General features: G+C 62.2%; 19 protein-coding genes, 1 tRNA gene and 1 pseudogene. 10 read left to right on the forward strand and 11 right to left on the reverse strand.

The window, feature by feature from the left end:
• Nucleotides 1-2: 2 nt before the first annotated feature.
• On the reverse strand, nucleotides 3-1,187 hold the full coding sequence (locus FJ434_RS00140) for an amino acid aminotransferase (protein WP_140750426.1): 1,185 nt from the start codon (nucleotides 1,185-1,187) through the stop codon (nucleotides 3-5).
• Between the two features lie 127 nt (nucleotides 1,188-1,314).
• On the opposite strand from FJ434_RS00140, the gene FJ434_RS00145 reads away from it, so the two are divergent.
• The 5 genes from FJ434_RS00145 to FJ434_RS00165 all read left to right on the forward strand — a co-directional run bounded on the left by FJ434_RS00145 (nucleotide 1,315) and on the right by FJ434_RS00165 (nucleotide 5,115).
• Nucleotides 1,315-1,908 carry a histidine phosphatase family protein gene (locus tag FJ434_RS00145; protein ID WP_140750424.1) on the forward strand — a complete coding sequence of 198 codons (594 nt, stop codon included), beginning with the start codon at nucleotides 1,315-1,317 and terminating at the stop codon, nucleotides 1,906-1,908.
• 92 nt (nucleotides 1,909-2,000) lie between these two features.
• Nucleotides 2,001-2,519, forward strand: a complete 519-nt coding sequence (locus FJ434_RS00150) for a sigma-70 family RNA polymerase sigma factor (protein WP_246678327.1) — start codon at nucleotides 2,001-2,003, stop codon at nucleotides 2,517-2,519.
• Nucleotides 2,516-3,289 carry an anti-sigma factor gene (locus FJ434_RS00155; protein ID WP_140750389.1) on the forward strand — a complete coding sequence of 258 codons (774 nt, stop codon included), beginning with the start codon at nucleotides 2,516-2,518 and terminating at the stop codon, nucleotides 3,287-3,289. The genes FJ434_RS00150 and FJ434_RS00155 overlap by 4 nt, the downstream gene beginning before the upstream one ends.
• 24 nt (nucleotides 3,290-3,313) lie before the next feature.
• Nucleotides 3,314-4,030, forward strand: coding sequence for a Bax inhibitor-1/YccA family protein (locus tag FJ434_RS00160; RefSeq protein ID WP_140505285.1), 717 nt, complete (start codon nucleotides 3,314-3,316; stop codon nucleotides 4,028-4,030).
• A gap of 200 nt (nucleotides 4,031-4,230) precedes the next feature.
• Nucleotides 4,231-5,115: an aldose 1-epimerase family protein gene (locus FJ434_RS00165; RefSeq protein ID WP_140505287.1), complete on the forward strand. Its 885-nt coding sequence runs from the start codon at nucleotides 4,231-4,233 to the stop codon at nucleotides 5,113-5,115.
• A gap of 48 nt (nucleotides 5,116-5,163) precedes the next feature.
• On the opposite strand, the gene FJ434_RS00170 is transcribed toward FJ434_RS00165, so the two are convergent.
• Nucleotides 5,164-6,075, reverse strand: coding sequence for an agmatinase (locus FJ434_RS00170; protein WP_140750387.1), 912 nt, complete (start codon nucleotides 6,073-6,075; stop codon nucleotides 5,164-5,166).
• A 249-nt stretch (nucleotides 6,076-6,324) separates the two neighbouring features.
• Here FJ434_RS00170 and FJ434_RS00175 point away from each other — a divergent pair.
• A pseudogene (locus tag FJ434_RS00175) lies at nucleotides 6,325-7,115 on the forward strand (alpha/beta hydrolase).
• 23 nt (nucleotides 7,116-7,138) lie between these two features.
• Nucleotides 7,139-7,465, forward strand: coding sequence for a hypothetical protein (locus FJ434_RS00180; RefSeq protein ID WP_140750385.1), 327 nt, complete (start codon nucleotides 7,139-7,141; stop codon nucleotides 7,463-7,465).
• 276 nt (nucleotides 7,466-7,741) lie between these two features.
• On the opposite strand, the gene FJ434_RS00185 is transcribed toward FJ434_RS00180, so the two are convergent.
• From FJ434_RS00185 to FJ434_RS00215, 7 genes are all read right to left on the reverse strand, one after another.
• On the reverse strand, nucleotides 7,742-8,563 hold the full coding sequence (locus FJ434_RS00185; RefSeq protein WP_140750383.1) for an MBL fold metallo-hydrolase: 822 nt from the start codon (nucleotides 8,561-8,563) through the stop codon (nucleotides 7,742-7,744).
• Nucleotides 8,560-9,360 carry a TatD family hydrolase gene (locus FJ434_RS00190; protein WP_140750381.1) on the reverse strand — a complete coding sequence of 267 codons (801 nt, stop codon included), beginning with the start codon at nucleotides 9,358-9,360 and terminating at the stop codon, nucleotides 8,560-8,562. The genes FJ434_RS00185 and FJ434_RS00190 overlap by 4 nt, the downstream gene beginning before the upstream one ends.
• Nucleotides 9,360-10,913, reverse strand: coding sequence for a methionine--tRNA ligase (gene metG / locus FJ434_RS00195; protein WP_140750379.1), 1,554 nt, complete (start codon nucleotides 10,911-10,913; stop codon nucleotides 9,360-9,362). The genes FJ434_RS00190 and metG overlap by 1 nt, the downstream gene beginning before the upstream one ends.
• A 141-nt stretch (nucleotides 10,914-11,054) precedes the next feature.
• The gene (locus FJ434_RS00200) at nucleotides 11,055-12,110 is read right to left on the reverse strand and encodes a DNA polymerase III subunit delta' (RefSeq protein ID WP_140750377.1); all 1,056 of its coding nucleotides are present in this window, start codon (nucleotides 12,108-12,110) and stop codon (nucleotides 11,055-11,057) included.
• A complete protein-coding gene (gene tmk / locus FJ434_RS00205) occupies nucleotides 12,107-12,781 on the reverse strand; it encodes a dTMP kinase (RefSeq protein WP_027142727.1) in 675 nt (224 codons plus the stop codon). The genes FJ434_RS00200 and tmk overlap by 4 nt, the downstream gene beginning before the upstream one ends.
• Nucleotides 12,782-12,862: 81 nt before the next feature.
• Nucleotides 12,863-14,026, reverse strand: a complete 1,164-nt coding sequence (locus FJ434_RS00210; protein ID WP_140750375.1) for a D-alanyl-D-alanine carboxypeptidase family protein — start codon at nucleotides 14,024-14,026, stop codon at nucleotides 12,863-12,865.
• Between the two features lie 95 nt (nucleotides 14,027-14,121).
• Nucleotides 14,122-15,345 carry a septal ring lytic transglycosylase RlpA family protein gene (locus tag FJ434_RS00215; RefSeq protein WP_140750373.1) on the reverse strand — a complete coding sequence of 408 codons (1,224 nt, stop codon included), beginning with the start codon at nucleotides 15,343-15,345 and terminating at the stop codon, nucleotides 14,122-14,124.
• 2,092 nt (nucleotides 15,346-17,437) lie between these two features.
• Between FJ434_RS00215 and FJ434_RS00230 the strand changes: the two genes are divergently transcribed.
• Both FJ434_RS00230 and FJ434_RS00235 read left to right on the forward strand, forming a co-directional pair.
• A tRNA-Ser gene (locus FJ434_RS00230) sits at nucleotides 17,438-17,527 on the forward strand.
• 906 nt (nucleotides 17,528-18,433) lie between these two features.
• Nucleotides 18,434-18,646, forward strand: coding sequence for a hypothetical protein (locus FJ434_RS00235; protein ID WP_140711572.1), 213 nt, complete (start codon nucleotides 18,434-18,436; stop codon nucleotides 18,644-18,646).
• A gap of 137 nt (nucleotides 18,647-18,783) precedes the next feature.
• On the opposite strand, the gene FJ434_RS00240 is transcribed toward FJ434_RS00235, so the two are convergent.
• A complete protein-coding gene (locus FJ434_RS00240) occupies nucleotides 18,784-19,500 on the reverse strand; it encodes an SDR family oxidoreductase (protein WP_140750369.1) in 717 nt (238 codons plus the stop codon).
• Nucleotides 19,501-19,631: 131 nt separating this feature from the next.
• On the opposite strand from FJ434_RS00240, the gene FJ434_RS00245 reads away from it, so the two are divergent.
• Nucleotides 19,632-20,561 carry a LysR family transcriptional regulator gene (locus FJ434_RS00245; protein WP_140750367.1) on the forward strand — a complete coding sequence of 310 codons (930 nt, stop codon included), beginning with the start codon at nucleotides 19,632-19,634 and terminating at the stop codon, nucleotides 20,559-20,561.
• A 49-nt stretch (nucleotides 20,562-20,610) separates the two neighbouring features.
• Here FJ434_RS00245 and FJ434_RS00250 read toward each other — a convergent pair whose 3' ends face one another.
• Nucleotides 20,611-20,844 carry a hypothetical protein gene (locus FJ434_RS00250; protein ID WP_135880345.1) on the reverse strand — a complete coding sequence of 78 codons (234 nt, stop codon included), beginning with the start codon at nucleotides 20,842-20,844 and terminating at the stop codon, nucleotides 20,611-20,613.
• Nucleotides 20,845-20,920 lie beyond the last annotated feature (76 nt).

A 20,920-nucleotide genomic window follows, 5' to 3' on the forward strand; every position in this document is an offset into this window, starting at 1 on the left:
CGTCAGTCGAGCACGGAAATGATCGCCTTGGCGAGGTCATCCATGCCGTCCTCGGGCAGGCCGGCCACGTTGATGCGGCTGTCGCCGACCATGTAGACAGCGTGCTCGGCGCGCAGCCGTTCGACCTGCGCTTCCGTGAGGCCAAGCCGGGAGAACATGCCGCGATGACTGGCAACGAAGTCGAAGCGGTCGGAATTGGATTGCCGGCGCAGCGCCTCGGCGAACGCGACCCTAAGCCTCAGCATACGCAGGCGCATCTCTTCGAGCTCTGCTTCCCAGTCGGCACGCAGCGTGGCGTCCTCCAGCACGATGCGCACCGCGGCCGCGCCATGGTCCGGCGGCATCGAATACATAGCGCGCGCCGCCGACAGCATCTGGCTCATCGCGACGTCTGCCTGCGCGCCGTCCCTGGCCAGGACCATCGCCGCGCCGACACGGTCGCGGTAGACGGCGAAATTCTTCGAGCAGCTCGACGCAACGACCATTTCCGGGACTTTCGCGGCCAGTAGCCGCAAGCCGAGGGCGTCGGCCTCGAGGCCGTCACCAAAGCCCTGATAGGCGATGTCGACAAACGGCAGCAAGCCACGCTCGACCATCAGATCCGTGACGGCCTCCCACTGAGCCGCATCCAGATTGGCGCCGGTCGGGTTGTGGCAACAGCCATGCAGCAGCACCACGTCGCCGCTGTCGGCCGTCCGCAATGCCGCCAGCATGTCGTCGAAACGAACCGCACCCGAGGCCGCATCGAAATAGGGGTATTCGCGAATCCGCAAGCCGGCGGCACGCATCACCGGCATATGGTTCGGCCAGGTCGGGTCGGAGACCCAGACTGTCGCGTCCGACCGTGTGCGCTTGAGCAATTCCGCTACCAGCCGCAGCGCGCCGGACCCGCCGGGCGCCTGTGCCGCACGGATGCGCGACAGGTCCGCACCCGGACCGAAGGCGAGCTTGGCCATCACAGTGTTGAAAGCGGTATCGCCGGCAAGGCCGAGATAGGTCTTGCTATCCTGTCCCTCCAGCAGCCGCTTCTCGGCTTCGCGCACGGCGCGCATGACCGGCGTCTTGCCGTCGCGATCCTTGTAGACGCCGACGCCGAGGTCGACCTTGCCAGGGCGTGGATCGGCGCGATAGAGGCCGATCAGCGCAAGAATTTTGTCGGCGGGAGCTGGCTGCAGGTCTTCGAACATCATTATGGTTCCATTGGCGCGGCGGAGTGATACGCAAATTGGCCAGGTTTCACCAGAGGTTTCGGTGCGCCGACGCGAAAGGCGGCACCTGTTGCAGCTTCCACAAACTTCAGAGAAAGCATGCTCCATGCTCGTCCGTCTGACCATGATCTGCGCCGGCGCCACGGCGGCGACCCGGAAAGGATCGTTTCCTTCGGATGAACCGCTGGAGCCACGATCGCTGACATTGGCAAAGGCGGTGCGCGGGACGCTGCGTCGGGCCGACCGTGTGTGGACAGCGCCGGCGCTTCGCGCCTGTCAGACCGCGGAGGCGCTATCGCTGGATGCGTCTGTCGATCCGATGCTGGCAGACCAGAACTACGGTCGATGGGCAGGCAAGAGCTTCGACGAGGTGCAGGCGCAACAGCCGGACGAGACCGCCGCCTGGCGCACGGATCCGAATGCGGCCCCCTACGGTGGTGAATCGCTGGCCGACGTTGCCCAACGGGCCGCTGGATTGATGGATCGATTGATCGCCGAACGTGGTCACACGATCGCTGTGACGCACGCCAGCGTCATCCGCACCGCGATCCTGCATGTTCTCAGCGCGCCGCTTGCCGCCAGTTGGAAGATCGACGTCGAGCCGCTGAGCATCACCGATTTTCGCAGCGATGGCCGCAGGTGGATGCTGCGCGCCTGCGGCGTAACAGCTCTCAAACCGGCAAAACCGGTTGGGAGCTGAGACGCGAGCCGCGGCGATATCCTCCAGCAAAGAAAAGCGGCCCCCGGGATTAAAACCCCCACATGCTCCGTAAACAGGACATGAAACCGTCGATGCCACGCTTTGACATCATAGGACAGCTCGGGTCGCTGCGGCGCTACGCGCGCTCGCTGACGCGCGACGGCGCCGAGGCCGAGGATCTCGTGCATGACGCGCTGGTGCGCGCCTATGAGCGGCGCGGCACCTTCCGCTCCGGCGGAAACCTGCGGGCATGGCTGCTGTCGATCGTCCACAACACCTTCATCGACCGCATGCGTTCGCGCCGCTCGGAAGCGGCACGTCTCGAACAAGCCGGATATCTGGCCGACGGCAGCACGCCGGCGCCGCAGGAACATTCCGTGCGCCTGGCGCAGGTGCGCGAAGCCTTTTTCAGCCTGCCGGAAGAGCAGCGCTCGGCGCTGCATCTGGTCGCCATCGAGGGGCTCTCCTACCAGCAGGCCGCCAACGCCAGTGGCGTGCCGCTGGGCACGCTGATGTCGCGTATCGGCCGGGCGCGCGCGGCCTTGCGCCAGATGGAAGAAGTGCCAGCGCGGGGCCAAAATCATCTCAGGATCGTTGGAGGTGACTCATGACCGCTCTTGTCGACCCGGTTACGGACGCCGATCTCGACGCCTATGTCGACGACCAGCTTGATGTCGCCCGCCGCATCGAGGTCGAGGCTTTCCTGTCCGCGCGTCCGGAGGCGGCCGCGCGCGTGATGTCTGATCTGCGCACCCGCGACGAACTGCGCGTGGCGCTGGCCGGCTCCGAGGGCATGGCGCGGCCGGCGACGGCCGATGCGGCGCGGCGGCTAGAGAGGGGACTTGGCCGGGGTCGCATCTTCGGCGTGCTGCAACGCGCCGCGGCCGTCGCCGCCTTCGTTGCCGCCGGCTGGCTCGCCAACGGTATCGTCGGGCCGATGTCGGTGACAAAGGTCGTCGCTTCGCCGCAGCCGCCCGCCTATGTCGACGAGGCTGTCCAGGCACACAGGACGACGTTGCTGCGCGAAAACATGCCCTCGCAAGCCGAGGCGCCCAATTACAACGCCGGCGAAATCCGCGCCGCCACCGCCATCGTCATGCCGTCGCTGCCGAAGGACTGGAAGGTCCGCGACGTGCAGATCTATCCGTCGCGCTTCGGCCCGAGCGTCGAGATCGCGGTTGAAACGAAGGAGATGGGCCTGGTGTCGCTGTTCGCGATCCGGCCGGGCACTTTCGATGTGGTCAAACCGACCTTCGCGCCCTCGGGCGATATCTCCTCGGCCTATTTCCAGGTCGGCGATGTCGCCTATGCGGTTGTCGCGAAGAGCGGGGTTCATGATCTCGACCGCGCCGCCGAAACGCTCGCCAGAACGCTTTACTGACCCATCCACAAAGGAGACCTCAAAATGAATACGCCCAATCTTGGATACCGCGTGGGCACGGGCGTCCGGACCGGAGCCGTCTATGACGAGGGCCTGCGCCAGCACATGCTGCGCGTCTACAATTATATGGGCCTCGGCCTGGTGGTTACGGGCCTTATCGCCTTGCTGGTGTCGTCGACGCCGGCTCTCTATGTGCCGATCTTTTCCAGCCCGCTGAAATGGGTGGTGATGCTGGCGCCGCTCGCCTTCGTGCTCCTGTTCTCGTTCAAGATGCAGACCATGTCGGCGGCAAGCGCGCAGGCAATGTTCTGGGCCTTCTGTGCCGTCATGGGCCTGTCGCTGGCCTCGGTGTTCCTGGTCTTCACCGGAACCAGCATCGCGCGCACCTTCTTCATCGCCGCGACCATGTTCGGTGCCACCAGCCTCTATGGCTACACGACAAAGCGCGACCTGACCCAGTTCTCGTCCTTCCTGATCATGGGCCTGATCGGCGTGGTGATCGCCAGCATCGTCAACATCTTCCTCGGCTCGACCGCGCTGCAGTTCGCAATCTCGGTGATCGGCATCGCCGTGTTCATCGGCCTGACCGCCTGGGACACGCAGACGATCAAGGAGCAGTATGCGGAGAATTTCGATGCGGAGTCGCGGCAGAAGCTCGCCGTCTTCGGCGCGTTCTCGCTCTATCTGAACTTCATCAACATCTTCCAGTTGCTGCTGAATTTCACCGGCGAGCGGGAATAATCCGAACCGTAGCAGGAAACAGCTGGCATCTTGCCGTGGCCGGAGGGAAACCTCCGGCCACTTTTTCATCTGAGACCGCGCCCGGCCCGTGGCGCCATCGAAGTTCATCGCGACTGTGTGAAATGCTGCGTCCGCCGCCTTGAGTTCACTCCTGGCCATTTGCTAGCCTGCCGGCCACACCAGACGGACCGCGAGGACATATGGAACAGGTCAGCCTGACGCTTCATGGCGACGGCATATCGGCGACCATTGCCGGGCAAGGCGCCGAACTGGTTTCGCTAAGGGATACGCAAGGATTTGAGTTCCTGTGGCAGGCCGGACCGGCCTGGCGGCGCCATTCACCAGTGCTGTTTCCGATCGTCGGCCGGCTGAAGGGCGATCAACTGCGCCATCGCGGTCAGACCTATCCGATGACGCAGCACGGCTTCGCCCGCGACAAGCCGTTTATGTGGGCGGAGAGGGGGCCTCGATCCTGTACGCTGGTGCTCACCGATGACGCGGAAACCCGAACCCATTACCCGTTCGCATTTCGCCTGGCCGTGACCTATACACTGGACGAGGGGCAACTCGACATAGGATTGGAGGTCACCAACTCCGGCGACGAGCCGATGCCGACCTCGATCGGGGCGCATCCGGCATTCAATTGGCCGCTGCTGCCGGATCTGGCCAAAACGGATTATCGGCTGATCTTTTCCGATGACGAGCCAACACCGATCCGCCGGCTGAAGGATGGCCTGCTCACAGCAACACCGCAGCCGACGCCTGTCAGAGGCAATATCGTCGAGCTCTCCGAACGGCTGTTCGACGAAGACGCAGTGATCCTGGACCGGCCGGCCAGCAACAGCGTTCGCTACGGCGCCGAGACTGGTCCGGCGATCGAGGTCTCATGGCAGGGATTTCAGGAACTGGGCATCTGGTCCAAACCAGGCGGCGCACCGTTCCTGTGCATCGAGCCTTGGCACGGCATGGCCAGCCCGCTGGATTTCGACGGAGAGTTCACCGACAAACCCGGCCTGATGCTGATCGCGCCGGGCGCGAAGCGTTCGCTGAATTACCGGATCAGGCTGGAGCAGGGGCCTCGGTAAAGTTACCTGCAGGCCGGACAGGGGCCGTATTCGATCTCAGGTCGAGTTTCAAACCTGCCGGACCACGGCGCCGATCACATTGACGAGGAGGCGCGCGGCGGTCAGCGCCGACAGGCCGTCAATGTCGGCTGGCGGATAGAACTCCACAAGATCGAATCCGGCGATCCTCGCCCACTTGCCCAAGCCGGCAATGAGATCGATGAGCTGGCTGTAGGTGAGGCCGCCGGGAGTACGCGCTGCTACGCCCGGCATGATGCTGGGATCGAGGCTGTCAAGGTCCAGGGTGACGACCACCCGCGCTCCCTCCGGGATGTGCCTGAGCGCCGCTTCGACACCCAGGGTGTGGACCTCGCGCGCGGTGACGAAACGGCTGCCATAGTGCCGCGCCGCTTCGATCTCCGTGAGGCGTGCGCTGCCGACGCTGCGCAGTCCGACCTGCACCATGCCGGCGACATGCGCCATCTCGCTCGCCCGGCGCATCGGGCTGGAGTAGCCGTAGCGTTCGCCATGCACCTCGTCGCGCCAGTCGATATGGGCATCGATCTGCAGGATCCAGACAGGCCCGTGATCCACGAAGCCGGCGAGGAAGGGAATGACCACGGAATCGTCTCCGCCGAGCAGGATGGGGACGGCCGGCACTGACAGGACCTCGCGCGCCTTCGCCTCGATCCGGGCGCGGTTGCCGGCATTGTCATGCATGGTGGTCAGGATGTCGCCGGCGTCGACGCAGCAGATCGGCCCGCCGTCGAACAGCGGGCCGCCGAGATCGAAATCCCAATGCTCAATGAGCGCGGCATCACCCTGGCTTGCAACACGGATGGCATCGGCGGCCAAGGCATGGCTGCCACTGTCTTTGTCGGGATAGGTGCTGCCGTGACCAGCTCCGAAGATCACTGCGCGGGGCGCCGTGCCATCGGCGAGGCGATCGGGCAAGCCCAGAAAGGAAGAGCGAGTGGCCATTTCTGATCGCCTTCAGTCCCGCCGACGCATGATGAGCGGATTGGGGCAGGGTAGTTGCTTTGTATGCCGGATTCCATCGTCGAAATCTTGATCCCATGCTGGGCCTGCATTGGGTTCATTCCCGGCGTTCCGCGCCGGGTGACCCTTTCGATCTTTCCTTGACCGCCGTTTGCCACGGAACCTTCCAGCGCGAGCATCGTAAACGACGAGAGGTATTGGAAGCCCAATGCGCTCGTCTTCGAACGCTCTATCGAGGAGGCAAAGTTGCGACACCGCCAAGTGAAAGTTGACGGAAATGCCATTTTCTATCGCGAGGATGGTCCGACCGACGCACCAGTGCTTCTGCTGCCGCACGGCTATCCCTGCTCGTCCTATCAATTTCGGAGGCTAATGCCGGCATTGGCCGATCGCTGGCGTACCTTTGCGCCGGATTTCCCGGGCTTTGGCTACAGCGCGACGCCCGACTTCTCGGCATTCGGCTATGATTTCGATGCCTATGCAGGATTTCTGACGGCTTTCGCGGATACGCTCGGTCTGTCCCGCTATGTGCTCTGGTTGCACGACTACGGGTCGCAGATCGGATTGCGCCACGCCATCGCACATCCGCAACGCATCACCGCGTTGATCATTCAGAACGGCGACGTCTACGAAGACGTGCTCGGCCCGAAATATGCGGCTATCAAGGCCTATTGGACCGAGAAAACACCTGAGAAGCATCGTCCGCTGGAAGAGGCGGTGAGCGAGGAGGGTTTCCGGCACGAGTTTATCGGTGAGGTGGCTGACGCCGTGGCCGAGCGAATGCCACCGGATCTATGGAAACTCCACTGGCCGCTCATGGATACGCGCTCATCGTCTGGGGGCCGGAAGATGGCTACATGCCGGCCGCATCGGCCCGAGCCTACAAACGCGACCTGCCGGGAGCAGAACTCCATCTCGTGGAGGGCGCCGGCCACTGGCTTCTGGAAACCCATTTCGATGACGTGCTTCCGCTGGTGCGTGACTTCCTCGCGCGCGTCCATCGCTCAGCACAAGGTTTGTGAAGAGGTGCAAAGGAGAAAGATCGATGGCGACAACGCCGACAGTCGCGCGCATTTGGCGCGGCCGCACCCGGCCTGATGTGGGCGACGCTTACGAAGTCTATTTGAGAGCCGAGGGCATTCCGCCGCTTGAGAAGACCGCGCTGGGCGTCCAGCTGTTTCGCGAGGATCGCGAAGGGGAAAGCTGGTTCACCACCATCTCGTACTGGCCCGACCACGAATCGATGACGGCTTTCACCAAGGGCGAGCCAACCAAGGTCCATCATCTCGACCGCGATCCGGAGTTCCTGATCGAGCTGCCGGAGCGCATCCAGATTCATCGCATCCTGCTCGACCGGCGGAGGCTCCGCTGATCCATCCGGCCGCGGATATCGGAACACACAGTGAGCGTCGCGCGGCACCGCCGCGTCATCTACAATGATATGTTGGGTGCGGGCGCGCCAACCGGATACACGAAAGTCGCATAAGATAGATTATGGAACCAGCGCATAGGGGCGCAGCCCGGGAATTGGTGCGGTTTCGGCCATTGACGAGCAACATCGTGAACAGCACCACGCCGGCACTTTACGACCTCGAACTCATGATCGAACATTCGAACGGCGGGTTGAAAGCCGACTGAGCTGCTGTATCTATCGTTCTGACTCGTAAAGGATTTCGATCACCATGCCATCGTAGGCCGGTTCGACATTGTCGGGCGTCTCAGTCATCACGGCGGTGTAATCGAGCGGCACGTGCATGTGCGTCAGCACGGCGTTGCAAGGCGAAAGCGCCTCGATCCAGTCCAGCGCCTGGCCAAGCGAAAGATGGCTTGGATGCGTGTTGTACTGCAGCGCATCGATGACCAGCATGTCGAGGTCTCGCAGCCGCTCGATGGTGGTCTTGGGAAAGTCGCTGATATCGGGACAGTAGGCGAGCCCGCCGATACGGAAACCCAGCGAAATGATGTCGCCATGGATCTGGGGCAGCGGCTCGAAGGTGAGGGCACCCCCCTCTCCTTCGATCACAACCGGCTTGGCATGGTTGATGAGGTGGGCGTTGACGATCGGCGGATAGGAACTGCCTGGCGGCGTCTCGAAGCAATAGCCGAACGCCTGGCGCAGCCGTAGCATGGTCGGCTCGTCGGCATGGATGTCGATGCGATGCCCTTGCTCCTGCACATAGCCGCGCAAATCGTCGATGCCGTGGATGTGGTCGGCATGCGGGTGCGTGTAGAGCACACCATGGATGCGCCTGACTGAAGCCATCAGCATCTGCTCGCGGAAATCCGGACCGGTGTCGATGACGACCGTGGTGCGGCTGCCATTGGCGGCGATGCGCTCGACAAGCGCGGCCGTGCGCATGCGCCGGTTCCTGGGATTGGCGGGGTCGCAATTGCCCCAGTCGCCGGTGATGCGCGGCGTGCCTGGCGACGACCCGCAGCCGAGAATGGTGAGGCGCAGCCGGTCGCTCATACTTCGGGCGCCCGCTGGTCCGGGTGTGGCATTTTTCCAAACAGCCGAAAGAAATTGTCGGTGGTCAACGCTGCGATTTCAGCCTCGCTGACGCCGATCGTCTCGGCCAGCACCTTGGCGGTTTGCGCTACATAGGCCGGCTCGTTGCGCTTGCCGCGAAACGGCACCGGGGCCAGATAGGGCGCGTCGGTTTCGACCAGCAGCCGGTCGTGCGGCACATCGGCGGCGATGGCGCGCAATTCGACCGAGTTCTTGAAAGTCAGGATGCCCGAGAACGACACATAGCCGCCTAACGACACGCCGACCTCTGCGAGCCGCCGTCCCGACGAAAAACAATGCAGGATGAACGGGAAGGCGCCCTTCCCTGTCTCGTCCTCGAGGATGGCGGCCATATCGTCGTCGGCATCGCGCGAATGAATGACGAGAGGCAGCCCGGTCTCGCGGGCGGCGGCGATATGGGCGCGAAAGCCCTGCGCCTGCGCATCGCGTGGCGCCTTGTCGTAGAAGAAATCGAGCCCCGCTTCACCGATCGCCACCACTTTCGGATGAGTGGAGAGGCGGACAAGGTCGGCGGTGGTGACGTCGAGCTCCTCGGCAGCATTGTGCGGATGGGTGCCGACCGAGCAATAGACTTCGTCGAAAGTCTCTGCTATCTCAACGACTTGCTGAAACCGCTTCACGCGCGTGGAGATCGTCACCATTCGGCCGATACCGGCCGCCTTGGCGCGGGCGACAATGGCCGCCCGCTCCTCGGCGAAGTCCGGAAAGTCCAGATGACAATGGCTGTCGACGAGCATCAGGCGTTCGCGTCCGTCTGTTCGACATAACGCGGAAACACGCCCTCTGGCGCTGGCAGCGCCGTGCCGGACACAAGTGCATGGTCAGCGTGGACATGCACGAAATCGCGATTGTCCGCGGGCACAGCCAGGAGGTCGAGCAGCTTGGCGGCCGAGCCCGGAACGAAGGGCTGGCACATGACCGCCACGCGCCGCACCACTTCGGCCGTCGTCCACAGCACCGTTTCCATGCGCTCGGGATTGGTTTTCTTGAGCGCCCAGGGTTCCTGTCCGGCGAAATACCGGTCGGCTTCCGCAACCACGCCGAAGATCGCCGCCAGTGCCAGATGGATGCCCTGTTCGGCCATTGCCTTGCGCGCGGTGGCGAGAGCGTCGACCGCCTGATCCAGGATCACCTTGTCGGATTCCGCCAGATCGCCGCGCTTCGGCACCACGCCGCCGCAATTCTTGGCGATCATTGACAGCGAGCGCTGTGCCAGATTGCCGAGACCATTGGCCAGATCCGCATTGGTACGGTTGACGATCGCTTCATGGCTGTAGCTGCCGTCCTGCCCGAACGGCACCTCGCGCAGGAAGAAGTACCGCACCTGGTCGAGGCCGTAATGCTCGATCATGGTGAACGGGTCGATGACGTTGCCGACCGATTTCGACATCTTCTCGCCGCGGTTGAACAGGAAGCCGTGGCCGAAGACGCGCTTCGGCAGCGGGATGCCGGCCGACATCAGGAAAGCGGGCCAATAGACCGCGTGGAAGCGTACAATGTCCTTGCCGATGATGTGTGCATCAGCCGGCCAAAACCGCCAATTGTCGGCCTTTTCATCGGGATACCCGACGCCGGTAATGTAGTTGGTCAGCGCGTCGACCCAGACATACATGACGTGCTTTTCATCGCCAGGTACCGGCACGCCCCAGTCGAATGTGGTGCGCGAGATCGACAGGTCCTTCAGTCCCGACTTGACGAAGCTCATCACCTCGTTGCGGCGCTCGGCCGGACCGATGAAGTCGGGTTGGTTTTCATAAAGCGCGACGAGCTTGTCCTGATAGGCCGACAACCGAAAGAAATAGCTCTCTTCCTCGACCCATTCGACCGGCGTTCCCTGTGGCCCGTAGCGAATATTGTCGGGACGGACCTCGGTCTCTTCCTCGCCATAATAGGCTTCGTCGCGCACCGAATACCAGCCGGCATAGCCGCCCTTGTAGACGTCGCCATTAGCGGCCATCGCCTTCCAGATCGCCTGCGAAGCCGCGTAATGCCGCTCCTCGGTGGTGCGGATGAAATCGTCGTTCGAGGCGTTGAGCGCGGTCGCCATGCGCTTGAATTCGGCCGAGTTGCGGTCGGCCAGGTCGCGCGCCGAAATGCCTTCCTTCTTTGCCGTCTGCAGCATCTTGATGCCGTGCTCGTCGGTGCCGGTGAGGAAGAATACCTGCTTGCCGTCGAGCCGCTGAAAACGGGCAAGCGCGTCGGTGGCGATCAGCTCATAGGCATGGCCGATATGTGGCTTGCCGTTCGGATAGGAAATGGCGGTGGTGATGTAGAATGTGTCGCGTGACATGAATGAACCGTCATGAATGTCTGAATGGAAGCTGCGGCGGTGGATATCGCATCGGAATGGCGATTGCCATCCCGAGACCAATGCATACCGCCCAAAAGTGGCTCCTGTTTGGGGGGCCAACGGTATGCACCAAAAAAGCCGTCACATTCGCATTGCAGAATTCAGGCGGTCGATCATGGTCAGGACGTGCTGCTTCTTGTCGAGATTGTAGGTGTCCGTTTCAGATATAGCGTCCGAGGCCTCGTGCCAAGTATCGGAGAGCGTTTTGGCCCGCTTGAGATCGCCAGCCCGCGCCGCCTGGCTTGCCGCGTCCGACAGAAGGTCCAACGCCTGGCGGTTGAAGATGTCGAATTGGATCGCCTGGTCTTTGCCCGCGAGGGCCTCGGCCAGGCGGTAGGCACCGGCAATATCGCTCTTTCCCGTCGCCACCAGGCCATCGAGCGTCTGCGCGATCTCCAGCCCGCCATACTGCGTCAACAGGATTGCGCTGCGGGCGCTCCCCCCTGCCCGCTCGACCAGTGCGGCCCTCGCGACCGGATCGTCCGGTGGTGGCGGCTCCGCTGTCTTCAGCACCTCCATCAGTTCGTTGGCGTCGAGCGGTGTCAGCCGCACCACCTGGCAGCGCGAACGGATCGTCGGCAGCAGACTGCCCGGCGCATGGACGATGAGAATGAACAGGGTCCGTGCCGGTGGCTCCTCGAGATTCTTCAGCAGGGCATTGGCCGCATTGGCATTCATGTCGTCGGCCGGGTCGACGATCACCACCCGGTAGCTGCCGTCATGCGAAGTCAGCGACAGAAAGCGGCTGATCTTGCGGATTTCGTCGACGGTGACGACGGTTTTGAAGCTCTTGGTCTTGTCGTTCAAGGGGCGGGTAAGATGCAGCACCCCCGGATGCGCACCGGTGGCGATTTGGCGAAACAGCGGTGAGGCCGGATCGGGGACCGCAAGGTTGCCGGGCGCCTGCTCGAAGGCCGGATGCTTCAAAAGGTGGTGGGCAAGATGGAAGGCGAGCGTCGCCTTGCCGATGCCGACCGGTCCAGCGAAGATCAGCGCGTGCGGCAGCTTTCCCGCGCGATAGGCGGCGGCAAGCATGGTGGCGGCCTGCCCGTGCCCGACCAGACGTGGGGTTTCGGAAGGTTCCGGCACACCGTCCAGCGTGTCATGCTGTTCCGGCGCGATGCGTTCGAAGATCATACCGGTGCGACCTGCCTGTTGCGCTCGGGCGCCCTTGCCTCCAGTGCCGCGAACACGGTCGCCGTGACGACATCCTCCACCGTGTCCGGATCGGCGGAGGCATCGACGACGATGCAGCGTTCCGGCTCTGCCGCCGCGATCGCCAGGAACGCTTCGCGGCGGGCCTGGTGGATAGCCAGCGTCTCCTTTTCGAAGCGGTCGGCGACGGCATCGCTGCCACGCCGCAATGTCGCCCGCTTCAAGCCCTCGGCCGGGTCGATATCGAAGATCAGCGTCATGTCGGGCATCATGCCGTTGATGGCGACCTGTTCCAGCATGGCCATGAATGCCGGATCGATCCCGCCTGTAACGCCCTGATAGACACGCGAGGAATCCAGGAAGCGGTCACAAAGCACGATGGAGCCGCGCTCGACCGCCGGCCGGATGACCTGCTCGACATGGTCGGAACGCGCGGCAGCGAAGAGCAGCGCTTCCATCTTCGGCCCGAACGGTTCGGCGGCACCCGAAAGCAGCACATGCCGGACCGCTTCGGCGCCCGGCGAGCCGCCCGGTTCACGCGTGCGCAGGACATCATACTTCTTTGCGCGCATCTTTGTGGCCAGCCGCTCGATCTGTGTCGACTTGCCTGCGCCTTCGCCGCCTTCGAAGGTGATGAAAAATCCGCGCGCCAACCGAAAGGCCCTTGTTCGTGTTCGAGTGGGTTGTTGCGCTCTAGATAGTCCGCGACAGGGAAAACGTCCATGCCGTCGGTACTATCGAAGCCAGCCGACCGCCAGTTCCTTGACGGCGTCGAGCGCGCGTTGCGGCAACGTGCCGACGCCGATCGACTCGGCGGCGAACAACGGTGTCTCCTGGCTCAGCGTGTCGCCGATCCAGACCCGCAGTGCGCCCACCGGTTGCCCCTCCTCCACCGGTGCGGCGACCGGGCCGAAGTAGATGATCCTGGCCGTCAGCTTGTCGCGGTTGGTGATCGGCAGGAAAATGTCGATCGGACCTTTTGCCTTCAGCGTCACGCCGGATTTCGCACCGCCAAAGACCTGGGCCTCCCCGACCACCTCGTCCTTGGCGAAGATCTCGGTCTTCGCGAACGAACGAACGCCCCAATCGAGCAGTTTGCGCGCTTCTTCGGCACGCTCCTTGTCACTGGCCAGCCCGCTCATTGCCGCGATCACCCGCGTGCCGCCGTGGCTGACCGAAGCGACGATGCCGAAGCCGGATGTCTCGCTTGCACCGACAGCCAGGCCGTCAGCGCCGATGTCCATCGCCAGCAACGGGTTGCGGTTCCTCTGCGAGATCTTGTTCCAGGTGAAATCCTTCAGGCCATAGTAGCGATAGAACTCCGGGTATTCGCGCCACAGATGCAGGGCGAGCTGCGCCAGCTCGCGCACGCTTGTCTGCTGGCCATCGGCCGGCAGGCCGGTCGAATTGACGAACGTCGATGTCTTGAGGCCGATCTGGCGCGCGCGTTCGGTCATCTCTGCGGCAAAATTGTCCTCGGATCCGGCCATGCCTTCGGCGATAACGATGCAGCCGTCATTCGCGGCCTGCACGGTCACTCCCTGGATCAGGTCCTCGATCCGGATCGCCGATTTGAGCTTGGCGAACATCGTAGAGGTTCCCGACGGCGCGCCGCCTTTGCGCCAGGCGTTCTCGCTGACCACGAACGTATCGTCGAGTTTGAGGCGCCCGGACTTGAGGGCGTTGAAAACCACCTCCATCGTCATCAGCTTGGCCATCGAGGCCGGCGGAATGGGTTTGTCGACATCTTTCGAAAACAGCACCGTGCCGGTGTCGGCATCGATCATGAAGGCTTGTGCGGCCTTGGTCTCGAAAAGCTGCGCTTGGGCCGGCGAAAGCGTGAGCAGGAGGCCGAGGAGAAAGAACCCGGCAAAAGGCTGTAGCAAGCGAAACTGCATGAAATTCGACCCGTTGGCCGGCCCCTCCGGCGTGCCGAAACTATCGGGCTTTTTCGCTGAGGGATCAACAGCCGGGCGGAAAGCCGGCTGCTGGATCAGTCGCGCACGACCAGCGCATCGGGCGCACCGTGGGACCATGCCGCCTTCAGCAACTCGTCCAGGCCGCCATGGCCGTCCGGATAGAGGTTAACCGCATACCAGTCATTGCCGTCGAGATCGGAGCGCTGGATTTCTATTCTGCCGAAGGGCTTTAGTGCCGAGGCCACGCGTTTGGCTTCGGTAGCATCGTCGAACGTGCCGGCGGCGACATAATCTGGGCTGGACGGTGCCGCTTGGCGGCCGTTCTTTTTCCACGACCGCAGGATATCGGCGGGCGACATGCCGCTGTCATCCAGAGCGGCAAAGACATCTGCGTGATGGACGCGTTCATTCGCATAGGACAGCGAGGCCATGGCGAACGGCGATTGCGGCGGCAGGCTGATCTCCGGCCGTTCCGGCACGATCGGTCCGAAATCGGGCAGCGCCAGATCGCCGAAGGCCGCTGACTGCGCGGACATCTGCCCCTGCACCGGGGTTGCGGCATCGGTCAGCTGACCTGGAAACGGCACTGCGGCCGCGCCGACCGGAAGGCTCGGCGAAGGTCCGTTCATGGCCACCATGACGCCGGTCGGCAGGCCATCCGACGGATCCGGTATGCGGTTGCCTGGATGGTAAGAGGCCATCAGGTACTGGTCGTCATTGCCGTCGAGCGGCGCGCGGCCGACATATTCGACCTTCACCTTCGCGGTGCCGATCTTGTCGTAGTCCAGCATCTGCGCGGCTCGCTCAGAGACGTCGATGATGCGGCCCTCATGGTATGGGCCGCGGTCATTGACGCGCACGATCACCGAACTGCCGGTTTCGAGGTTGGTGACGCGGGCATAGCTGGGCAGCGGCATGGTCGGATGCGCCGCCGTCAGATGCGCCGTGTCGTAGACTTCGCCGTTGGCGGTCAGCCGGCCATGGAAGGCGTCGCCATACCACGAGGCCAGACCCACCTTGGCGTACTTCTTGTCTTCTTTGGGATAATACCACTTGCCGCGCACCTGATAGGGCTTGCCGAGCTGGTCGCGGCCGCCGCCGCGCCGCATGAAGGCAGCGCGCGGACTGGCCTTCACGCCATATTCGGTCTCGGCGAAATATTCCTTGGAGCGGGTCTTCTTGTAGACCATGCCTTTCGGCTCAGGCTGCGATGCGCAAGCGGCAAGCAATGCAGCAGACGCTGCAAGCAACGCAACCGTGGCAACGCGACGAAGACGCGGGTGCGTCACAGCCTGCATTCTTGATTGTCCCCTAAAGTCTAAACCAAAGACGTCGTATCCGACCATCAGAGGAGCCAAGCACTCACTCGACAATGCCAACGACGCCTCGGACCCCGATCCTTTGTGCGCAGGAATTGTTTATCACGGTATTAACCGATTGTGGCCGGAACCGGGCAAGATTGTGACACTGCCCGTCCTGTCGTTGGCTAGGGAGAGGTATGCCTTTGCGGAGCCTGCTTGCAGGAAGCGATCAGGCGGTTGATCTCCGCTTCGTCGGCAAGTTGCCGGCGTCGGAAAGCCGCTCAAGGCCAGGAACAACGGTGATCGCGCCCGCGAGCGCGGAGCGTCGCGTTTCTGCATATGCATTTGGTAGTTCTCATCAGGAAGGGCTGTTCAGTCGCCGCCCTCGGGAGGCTTCTCTCGAGGGCGGGCAACGACGGCTTACCGAATGATAGGCTCAATCCAGAACTCAACAACGCAACGCTTACGCAACTGCCAATTCAATAGATTTTGAACGTTTTGGTTCCGTTAGCTATGGCTAAAAAGTAGAAAAAACCAACCTTCTTCATGCATGGCACCGGCGGGACCGGCGCGGGCGGAATCCTCTTCTAAGAATTCTACTTCTTTCATACACCCATCTAAGCCCATTAGCTTGCTGGCGGCCGATGCCGCGAATGGTACGATAGTGTTGAATTGGAGGCTTTATACATGTCGACCCAGAACACAAACGGCTCGAAACTCGACCAGGGCCTTGTATCGGAATCTCAAGCGCGCCGGGACTTTCTTAAGAAGGCGGGGCGTTTCGCCGCGGTTACGCCGCCGGCTGTAACTCTCCTGCTCGGCACCAGCTTGAATTCCAAGGCGATTGCCAAATCAGGCGGATCACGCCCCGGCAACGGAGGGGGGGACAAGAACCACCCCCACGCCGGCCCTCCCGGTCATCCTCAAGCCGGCCCTCCCGGTCAGGTCCATACTCAGTTCCTGATCGAGCGAGGCCACTCTGACAACGCCGGCGGCGGATCCCACGGAGGATCGAGGTCAGGCGATCCTAACTAGCAACCAAGCCCTCTGGATAAAGCCTAAGCGCTGGCGGTATCAATCGTCGCCACGGTCGAGAAGCTGAGGGATAACGGCTGATGCCCGCCTGGCCTGCGAGATCGCAAAAATTAACGGATCGTTGACCGCGCTGTCCTATTCTGAGACAGCGCGGTCTAGTCCCATCCGGACTGCGCAGGCGGCTCCGGCAACACAGCCCCCGCCGCACTGTCGGAGCCGCCACCATACTAGCCTGAAGATACCAGCAATGGTTGAATCAACTGTTACTGCAGTTGTTGCAAATAGAGCGAGCTGCGTCGGCCGCCGTCCCGCCACCAGATGCAAAAAAGCCCGCCGGGCGTCCCTAGGGATGAATCAAGGGACATTGCCGGAGCGTTGGAAATCCAAGCTATCTTAACACGTGAGAAGTGGTTTCAAGGCGTGAGGAACGGTAGCGGGCTGTTCGAGGCCAGCATAGGTCAACGATGAGCGGCGGGGTCGGCTATTTCGACTCCACGCCCAGCTCAGGCCGCATGTCTATCATATCGCCATCTCCATGCACGGCGTCATGGTCCCAATTGTTCGTCTTCTCGGGCGTTTTGACGACAGCCTCTCGGGTGTCTCTGTCTTTGTCCTTGCGGGGCTTTGGACCTGGCACGTCGCGTGATGACTTCGGTTCCATATGCGCCTCCTTTAGTTCTCTCCAGAAACAAGGACGGGAGGTTCGGGTTCCAAAAACAAGAAAGCCCGTTGCCTCGGGCAGCGGACTTTCGCCAGGAGTTGAGGGGACATCTCCGCGCTGCGGAGACAACAGACCACAGTGGATTGGTTCCAATGTTGGTCTCTGTTTGGCGGCGCGGCTGTGAGCGCCTGGGGTATTCGAACATCGGAATCACGCTGGACGTTTATTCCCATGTGATGCCGGGAATGCAGGCCGACGTAGCGGAGCAAGTTGACGTCGCGTTGCAGGCGGCTATAAGCAGCGATCGAAAACGCAAATAGTTGCAAAGTGCGTAGCAGCCGGCATTTTTCGACCGGACGCAGAATCTAAAAAGCGCAGCGTTTGTAACTACTTGGAGGGATGGCCGAGCGGTTTAAGGCACCGGTCTTGAAAACCGGCGTGGGCGCAAGTTCACCGTGGGTTCGAATCCCACTCCCTCCGCCAAGTCACGCCCTGAAAAGCCCGGAAACCATAGGGTTTGGCGATTTTTGGTTAGTGACCAACTAACCAACCTACCAGCCAGATCGATTCGGTTCTGGGTCCGAATTCCCCCAGGCGGCAAAGGCATTGCAGGATTTCAGGGGCGAAAAATAGGCTGCAATGGTTATAGCCCTTCGATCAGCATTTCATAGGTCGCCAAAATAACCTGATACGCCGAAGACGTTATATCCAGCCGGAGGATTTCTCCCGACATGAGGTGCATCAGCTTATGCGCTGCTTGGTGCACATCAGATGCACCAAACCAAAGTGGCGGAAAGTCTTTAGGCCTTGTCATTGGCGCTTCCGCGATTCGGACAACGTATCGAGCCGCTGTTGCAGATGCCCATTGAGCACGATCATTTCCTTTAGCGCCTTCACGGGATCACCCTTGTGGAGCGCTATAAATTTGTCGGCGGTGGCTTGAAGCACTGCCTCTTGACGGCTGTCGAGCCTGACAATGTGGAAGCCGAACCCGCCGCGCCTTGACGCCCTGAATCAAGAAAACGCCCGCCACGTTTTGCGTAGCGGGCGCTAGTTCATGGGAGGAAATGAAACGCGTGCGGTCAAGGGTGGCCCCCTTTTACCCTCGATGACGATACGCCTCGCCTGGTTGCATAATAAGCGCGCACCAGTTGAAGCACCGCATTATCCGGGTTGCGTGACTTTTCCGCCACAGCCCGGGCACCTGAGCAGCCGAGCTAAACTTGCAAATATGCAGTTTTGATGTGGGGGGATCGTGTTTCCTTTCAGTGCAGCAGCGGGGCGCCGACGACGGCCAGCGCTGCGGTGAGGCCCAGGAGCAGCAGCAAAGGCAGGGAGGCGGGTTAACCATGCCGAATCTAGATGCGGTTGGCCTTCAGCAGGCGTACGATGGACTCGCGGGAGGGCATCTGGGAGGAGCCCTTTATGTTTGAAGTGCGGAGCTTTGTCGCCAAGATGGTGAAACGCGAGCGCGTAGCTGCCAAGCAGCGCGTGATGCCGCCGATAGTGAAAACACTCGCCGATCGGCCGGTTCACATCAAACCCCGGCCCGCCAAGAACAGACCGGCTCCGCCGCAGCATCACGCCGCCAGCAACATGTAGGCTTTCAGACGCCTGCACTTTCCGCACAGGACCGACGCTTAAGGATTGAGCGCCGACGCTCGATCCTTTCTCCCTCTTTCTCCAGAACCATCGTGCGGTGCCGGTGACGTTTGCGACGTTCCGCTTGGCGGGCCATATCACCAGGGGACGGTGCGGCCGAGATAGTCGACATAGGTCAACCCCGAGGTTCCCCGCCTGGCAAGCAGGACGTTCACAAGGCTGGGCACGCTTTCCTCGATGCTGAGCCGTGCATCTGGTCCGCCCAACTCAGTACGGACCCATCCAGGCGCCATCAGCACCATGGCACGCGATGTTGCGGCATGGCGGGCCGCGAAGCTTCGCATGAGCATGTTCAGCGCCGCCTTGCTGCCGCGGTAGACCTCACGTTGACCTGTTTCGTTGTTGGAAATGCTGCCCTGCCCGGACGACATCACGCCGATCAGACCGGTCGCCGGGACAAATGGCTCCAGGCTCTCGAGGACACGCATCGGGCTGAGTGCATTTGTGACCATCACGCGAACGAACTCGTCGGTCGTCACATCAGCGATCGTTTCAGCCGGGTTGTTTGTCACGCCGGCATTGACGAACACTATGTCGAATGCCCTGCCCGACAGCCGGTCGCGCAAGGCCGCGACCTGATCGGGCTCGCAGATGTCGACCGTCTCGATTTCGAGCCGGCCGTCGAACTCATCCGCGAGATCGTGCAGCTTGGTCCGGCCGCCGCTTTCCCGGATCGTGCCAACGACGTGCCAGCCTTTCCTGAGGAACTCGGCCGCCATTGCGTGGCCGAGGCCGCGCGATGCGCCGATAAGAAGGGCTGTACCTGATGGGGTGTTCAGAACGTCTGCGGACATGGGCAATCTCTTTCGTTTGCTGGGTGACCGCAGATATGGGCAAGCGGAAGCCACGCGCCAGACGCGCCAAATTCAAACTATGATTGCATCCGGCGCTATGTCTGCCAGAACAGCTGCGATAAGGCTGTGCCATGGACAATGTGGACTTGAACCTTCTCGTGGCGCTGGACGTCTTGCTTGCCGAAGGCAGCGTGACGGGGGCGGCCCGCCGGCTCGGCTTGAGCACCTCGGCGATGAGCCGGACGCTCACGCGACTTCGCGCTGCCACCGGCGACCCGCTGCTCGTCCGGGCCGGACGCGGGCTTGTGCCCACGCCCCGCGCCACGGAATTGCGCGATCGCGTCCATGAGCTCAGCCGGGATGTGCGAGCTGTTCTACGGCCGCAAAACATGCGCCTGGACCTGGCCAAGCTCGAATTGACATTCACCATTCGCGCCAGCGAAGCATTCCTGGAATTCCTTTCCGGCCCGGTCGTGATTGCGGTCACCCGTGCGGCGCCCCGTGTTCGCCTGCGCTTCACACCCAAGCCCGACAAGGACGCGCGTCCGCTTCGGGAAGGTCTCATCGATCTGGAGATCGGTTTGCTTGGAACGTCCGCGCCCGAGATACGCACCCAGTTCCTGTTCCACGACAAATATGTCGGCGTGGCCCGGGCCGGACACCCGCTTCTGACGGGCGCCTGTGTGACGCCCGAACGCTACGCCGCCTGCAAGCATGTGGTGGCATCACGGGAAGGAAATGTCGTCGAGCCGATCGATGGAACCTTGGTGAAGCTTGGCCTTGGACGCACCGTCGTGGTTATCGTGCCCGGCTACCCCGATGCAATGCGGATCGTGCGCCAATCGGATCTGGTCGCGACCGTGCCGCGCTCGTGTTTCGGCAACGCCGGCACAAGCGACCATGCCGTCACGGCGGGTCTCGAGAGCTTCGAGCTCCCGCTTCCCATTCCGGAGTTCAAGATATCGGCGATGTGGCATCCTCGCATGGATGCCGACCCGGCGCATCGTTGGCTGCGCGATACCGTCATGTCGGTTTGCCGGGCGGCTTATCCCCGGCGATGAAGTGTGATCGCGCAGCGATAGTAAGTCCAACGCCAAGGCGCCGACTTGCTCAGTCTGATTGCTGTGTGCGCTCCGCGATGGCAAATGCCTGCAGGTTCCTGGCCTTGCCGATGTCCTGGTCCGCGTTCGCGATGATCGAGAAGAAGGCTGCTCTCGCAATGTCCTTCTTGGAGGCCTTGGGGTGCGCTTTCCGGGCAGCTTTGACAAGCTGCTTGGGAGACATGTCGGGCGTGACGATCCTCATGAGGGTGTCGCCGATCGCACTCATTTCGCTTGCATCCATGATGGGCGTCCCTGTGCTGACCGCAATGCCACAATAGCAAGGACAACTCGCGACCGACAATATGGTTCTGGAAAAT

The sequence above is a fragment of the Mesorhizobium sp. B2-5-13 genome (assembly GCF_006440535.1).
Taxonomy (GTDB): domain Bacteria; phylum Pseudomonadota; class Alphaproteobacteria; order Rhizobiales; family Rhizobiaceae; genus Mesorhizobium; species Mesorhizobium salmacidum.

Coding starts and splice junctions, on each gene's coding strand:
- FJ434_RS00160 (WP_140505285.1), top strand. CDS start 3,314: ATGAATACGCCCAATCTTGGATACCGCGTGGGCACGGGCGTCCGGACC.
- FJ434_RS00190 (WP_140750381.1), bottom strand. CDS start 9,360: ATGCTCGTCGACAGCCATTGTCATCTGGACTTTCCGGACTTCGCCGAG.
- FJ434_RS00155 (WP_140750389.1), top strand. CDS start 2,516: ATGACCGCTCTTGTCGACCCGGTTACGGACGCCGATCTCGACGCCTAT.
- FJ434_RS00185 (WP_140750383.1), bottom strand. CDS start 8,563: ATGAGCGACCGGCTGCGCCTCACCATTCTCGGCTGCGGGTCGTCGCCA.
- FJ434_RS00240 (WP_140750369.1), bottom strand. CDS start 19,500: ATGTCCGCAGACGTTCTGAACACCCCATCAGGTACAGCCCTTCTTATC.
- FJ434_RS00170 (WP_140750387.1), bottom strand. CDS start 6,075: ATGGCCACTCGCTCTTCCTTTCTGGGCTTGCCCGATCGCCTCGCCGAT.
- FJ434_RS00200 (WP_140750377.1), bottom strand. CDS start 12,110: ATGATCTTCGAACGCATCGCGCCGGAACAGCATGACACGCTGGACGGT.
- FJ434_RS00245 (WP_140750367.1), top strand. CDS start 19,632: ATGGACAATGTGGACTTGAACCTTCTCGTGGCGCTGGACGTCTTGCTT.
- FJ434_RS00165 (WP_140505287.1), top strand. CDS start 4,231: ATGGAACAGGTCAGCCTGACGCTTCATGGCGACGGCATATCGGCGACC.
- FJ434_RS00140 (WP_140750426.1), bottom strand. CDS start 1,187: ATGTTCGAAGACCTGCAGCCAGCTCCCGCCGACAAAATTCTTGCGCTG.
- FJ434_RS00215 (WP_140750373.1), bottom strand. CDS start 15,345: ATGCAGGCTGTGACGCACCCGCGTCTTCGTCGCGTTGCCACGGTTGCG.
- metG (WP_140750379.1), bottom strand. CDS start 10,913: ATGTCACGCGACACATTCTACATCACCACCGCCATTTCCTATCCGAAC.
- FJ434_RS00180 (WP_140750385.1), top strand. CDS start 7,139: ATGGCGACAACGCCGACAGTCGCGCGCATTTGGCGCGGCCGCACCCGG.
- FJ434_RS00235 (WP_140711572.1), top strand. CDS start 18,434: ATGGACTCGCGGGAGGGCATCTGGGAGGAGCCCTTTATGTTTGAAGTG.
- FJ434_RS00150 (WP_246678327.1), top strand. CDS start 2,001: ATGCCACGCTTTGACATCATAGGACAGCTCGGGTCGCTGCGGCGCTAC.
- FJ434_RS00250 (WP_135880345.1), bottom strand. CDS start 20,844: ATGGATGCAAGCGAAATGAGTGCGATCGGCGACACCCTCATGAGGATC.
- FJ434_RS00145 (WP_140750424.1), top strand. CDS start 1,315: ATGCTCGTCCGTCTGACCATGATCTGCGCCGGCGCCACGGCGGCGACC.
- FJ434_RS00210 (WP_140750375.1), bottom strand. CDS start 14,026: ATGCAGTTTCGCTTGCTACAGCCTTTTGCCGGGTTCTTTCTCCTCGGC.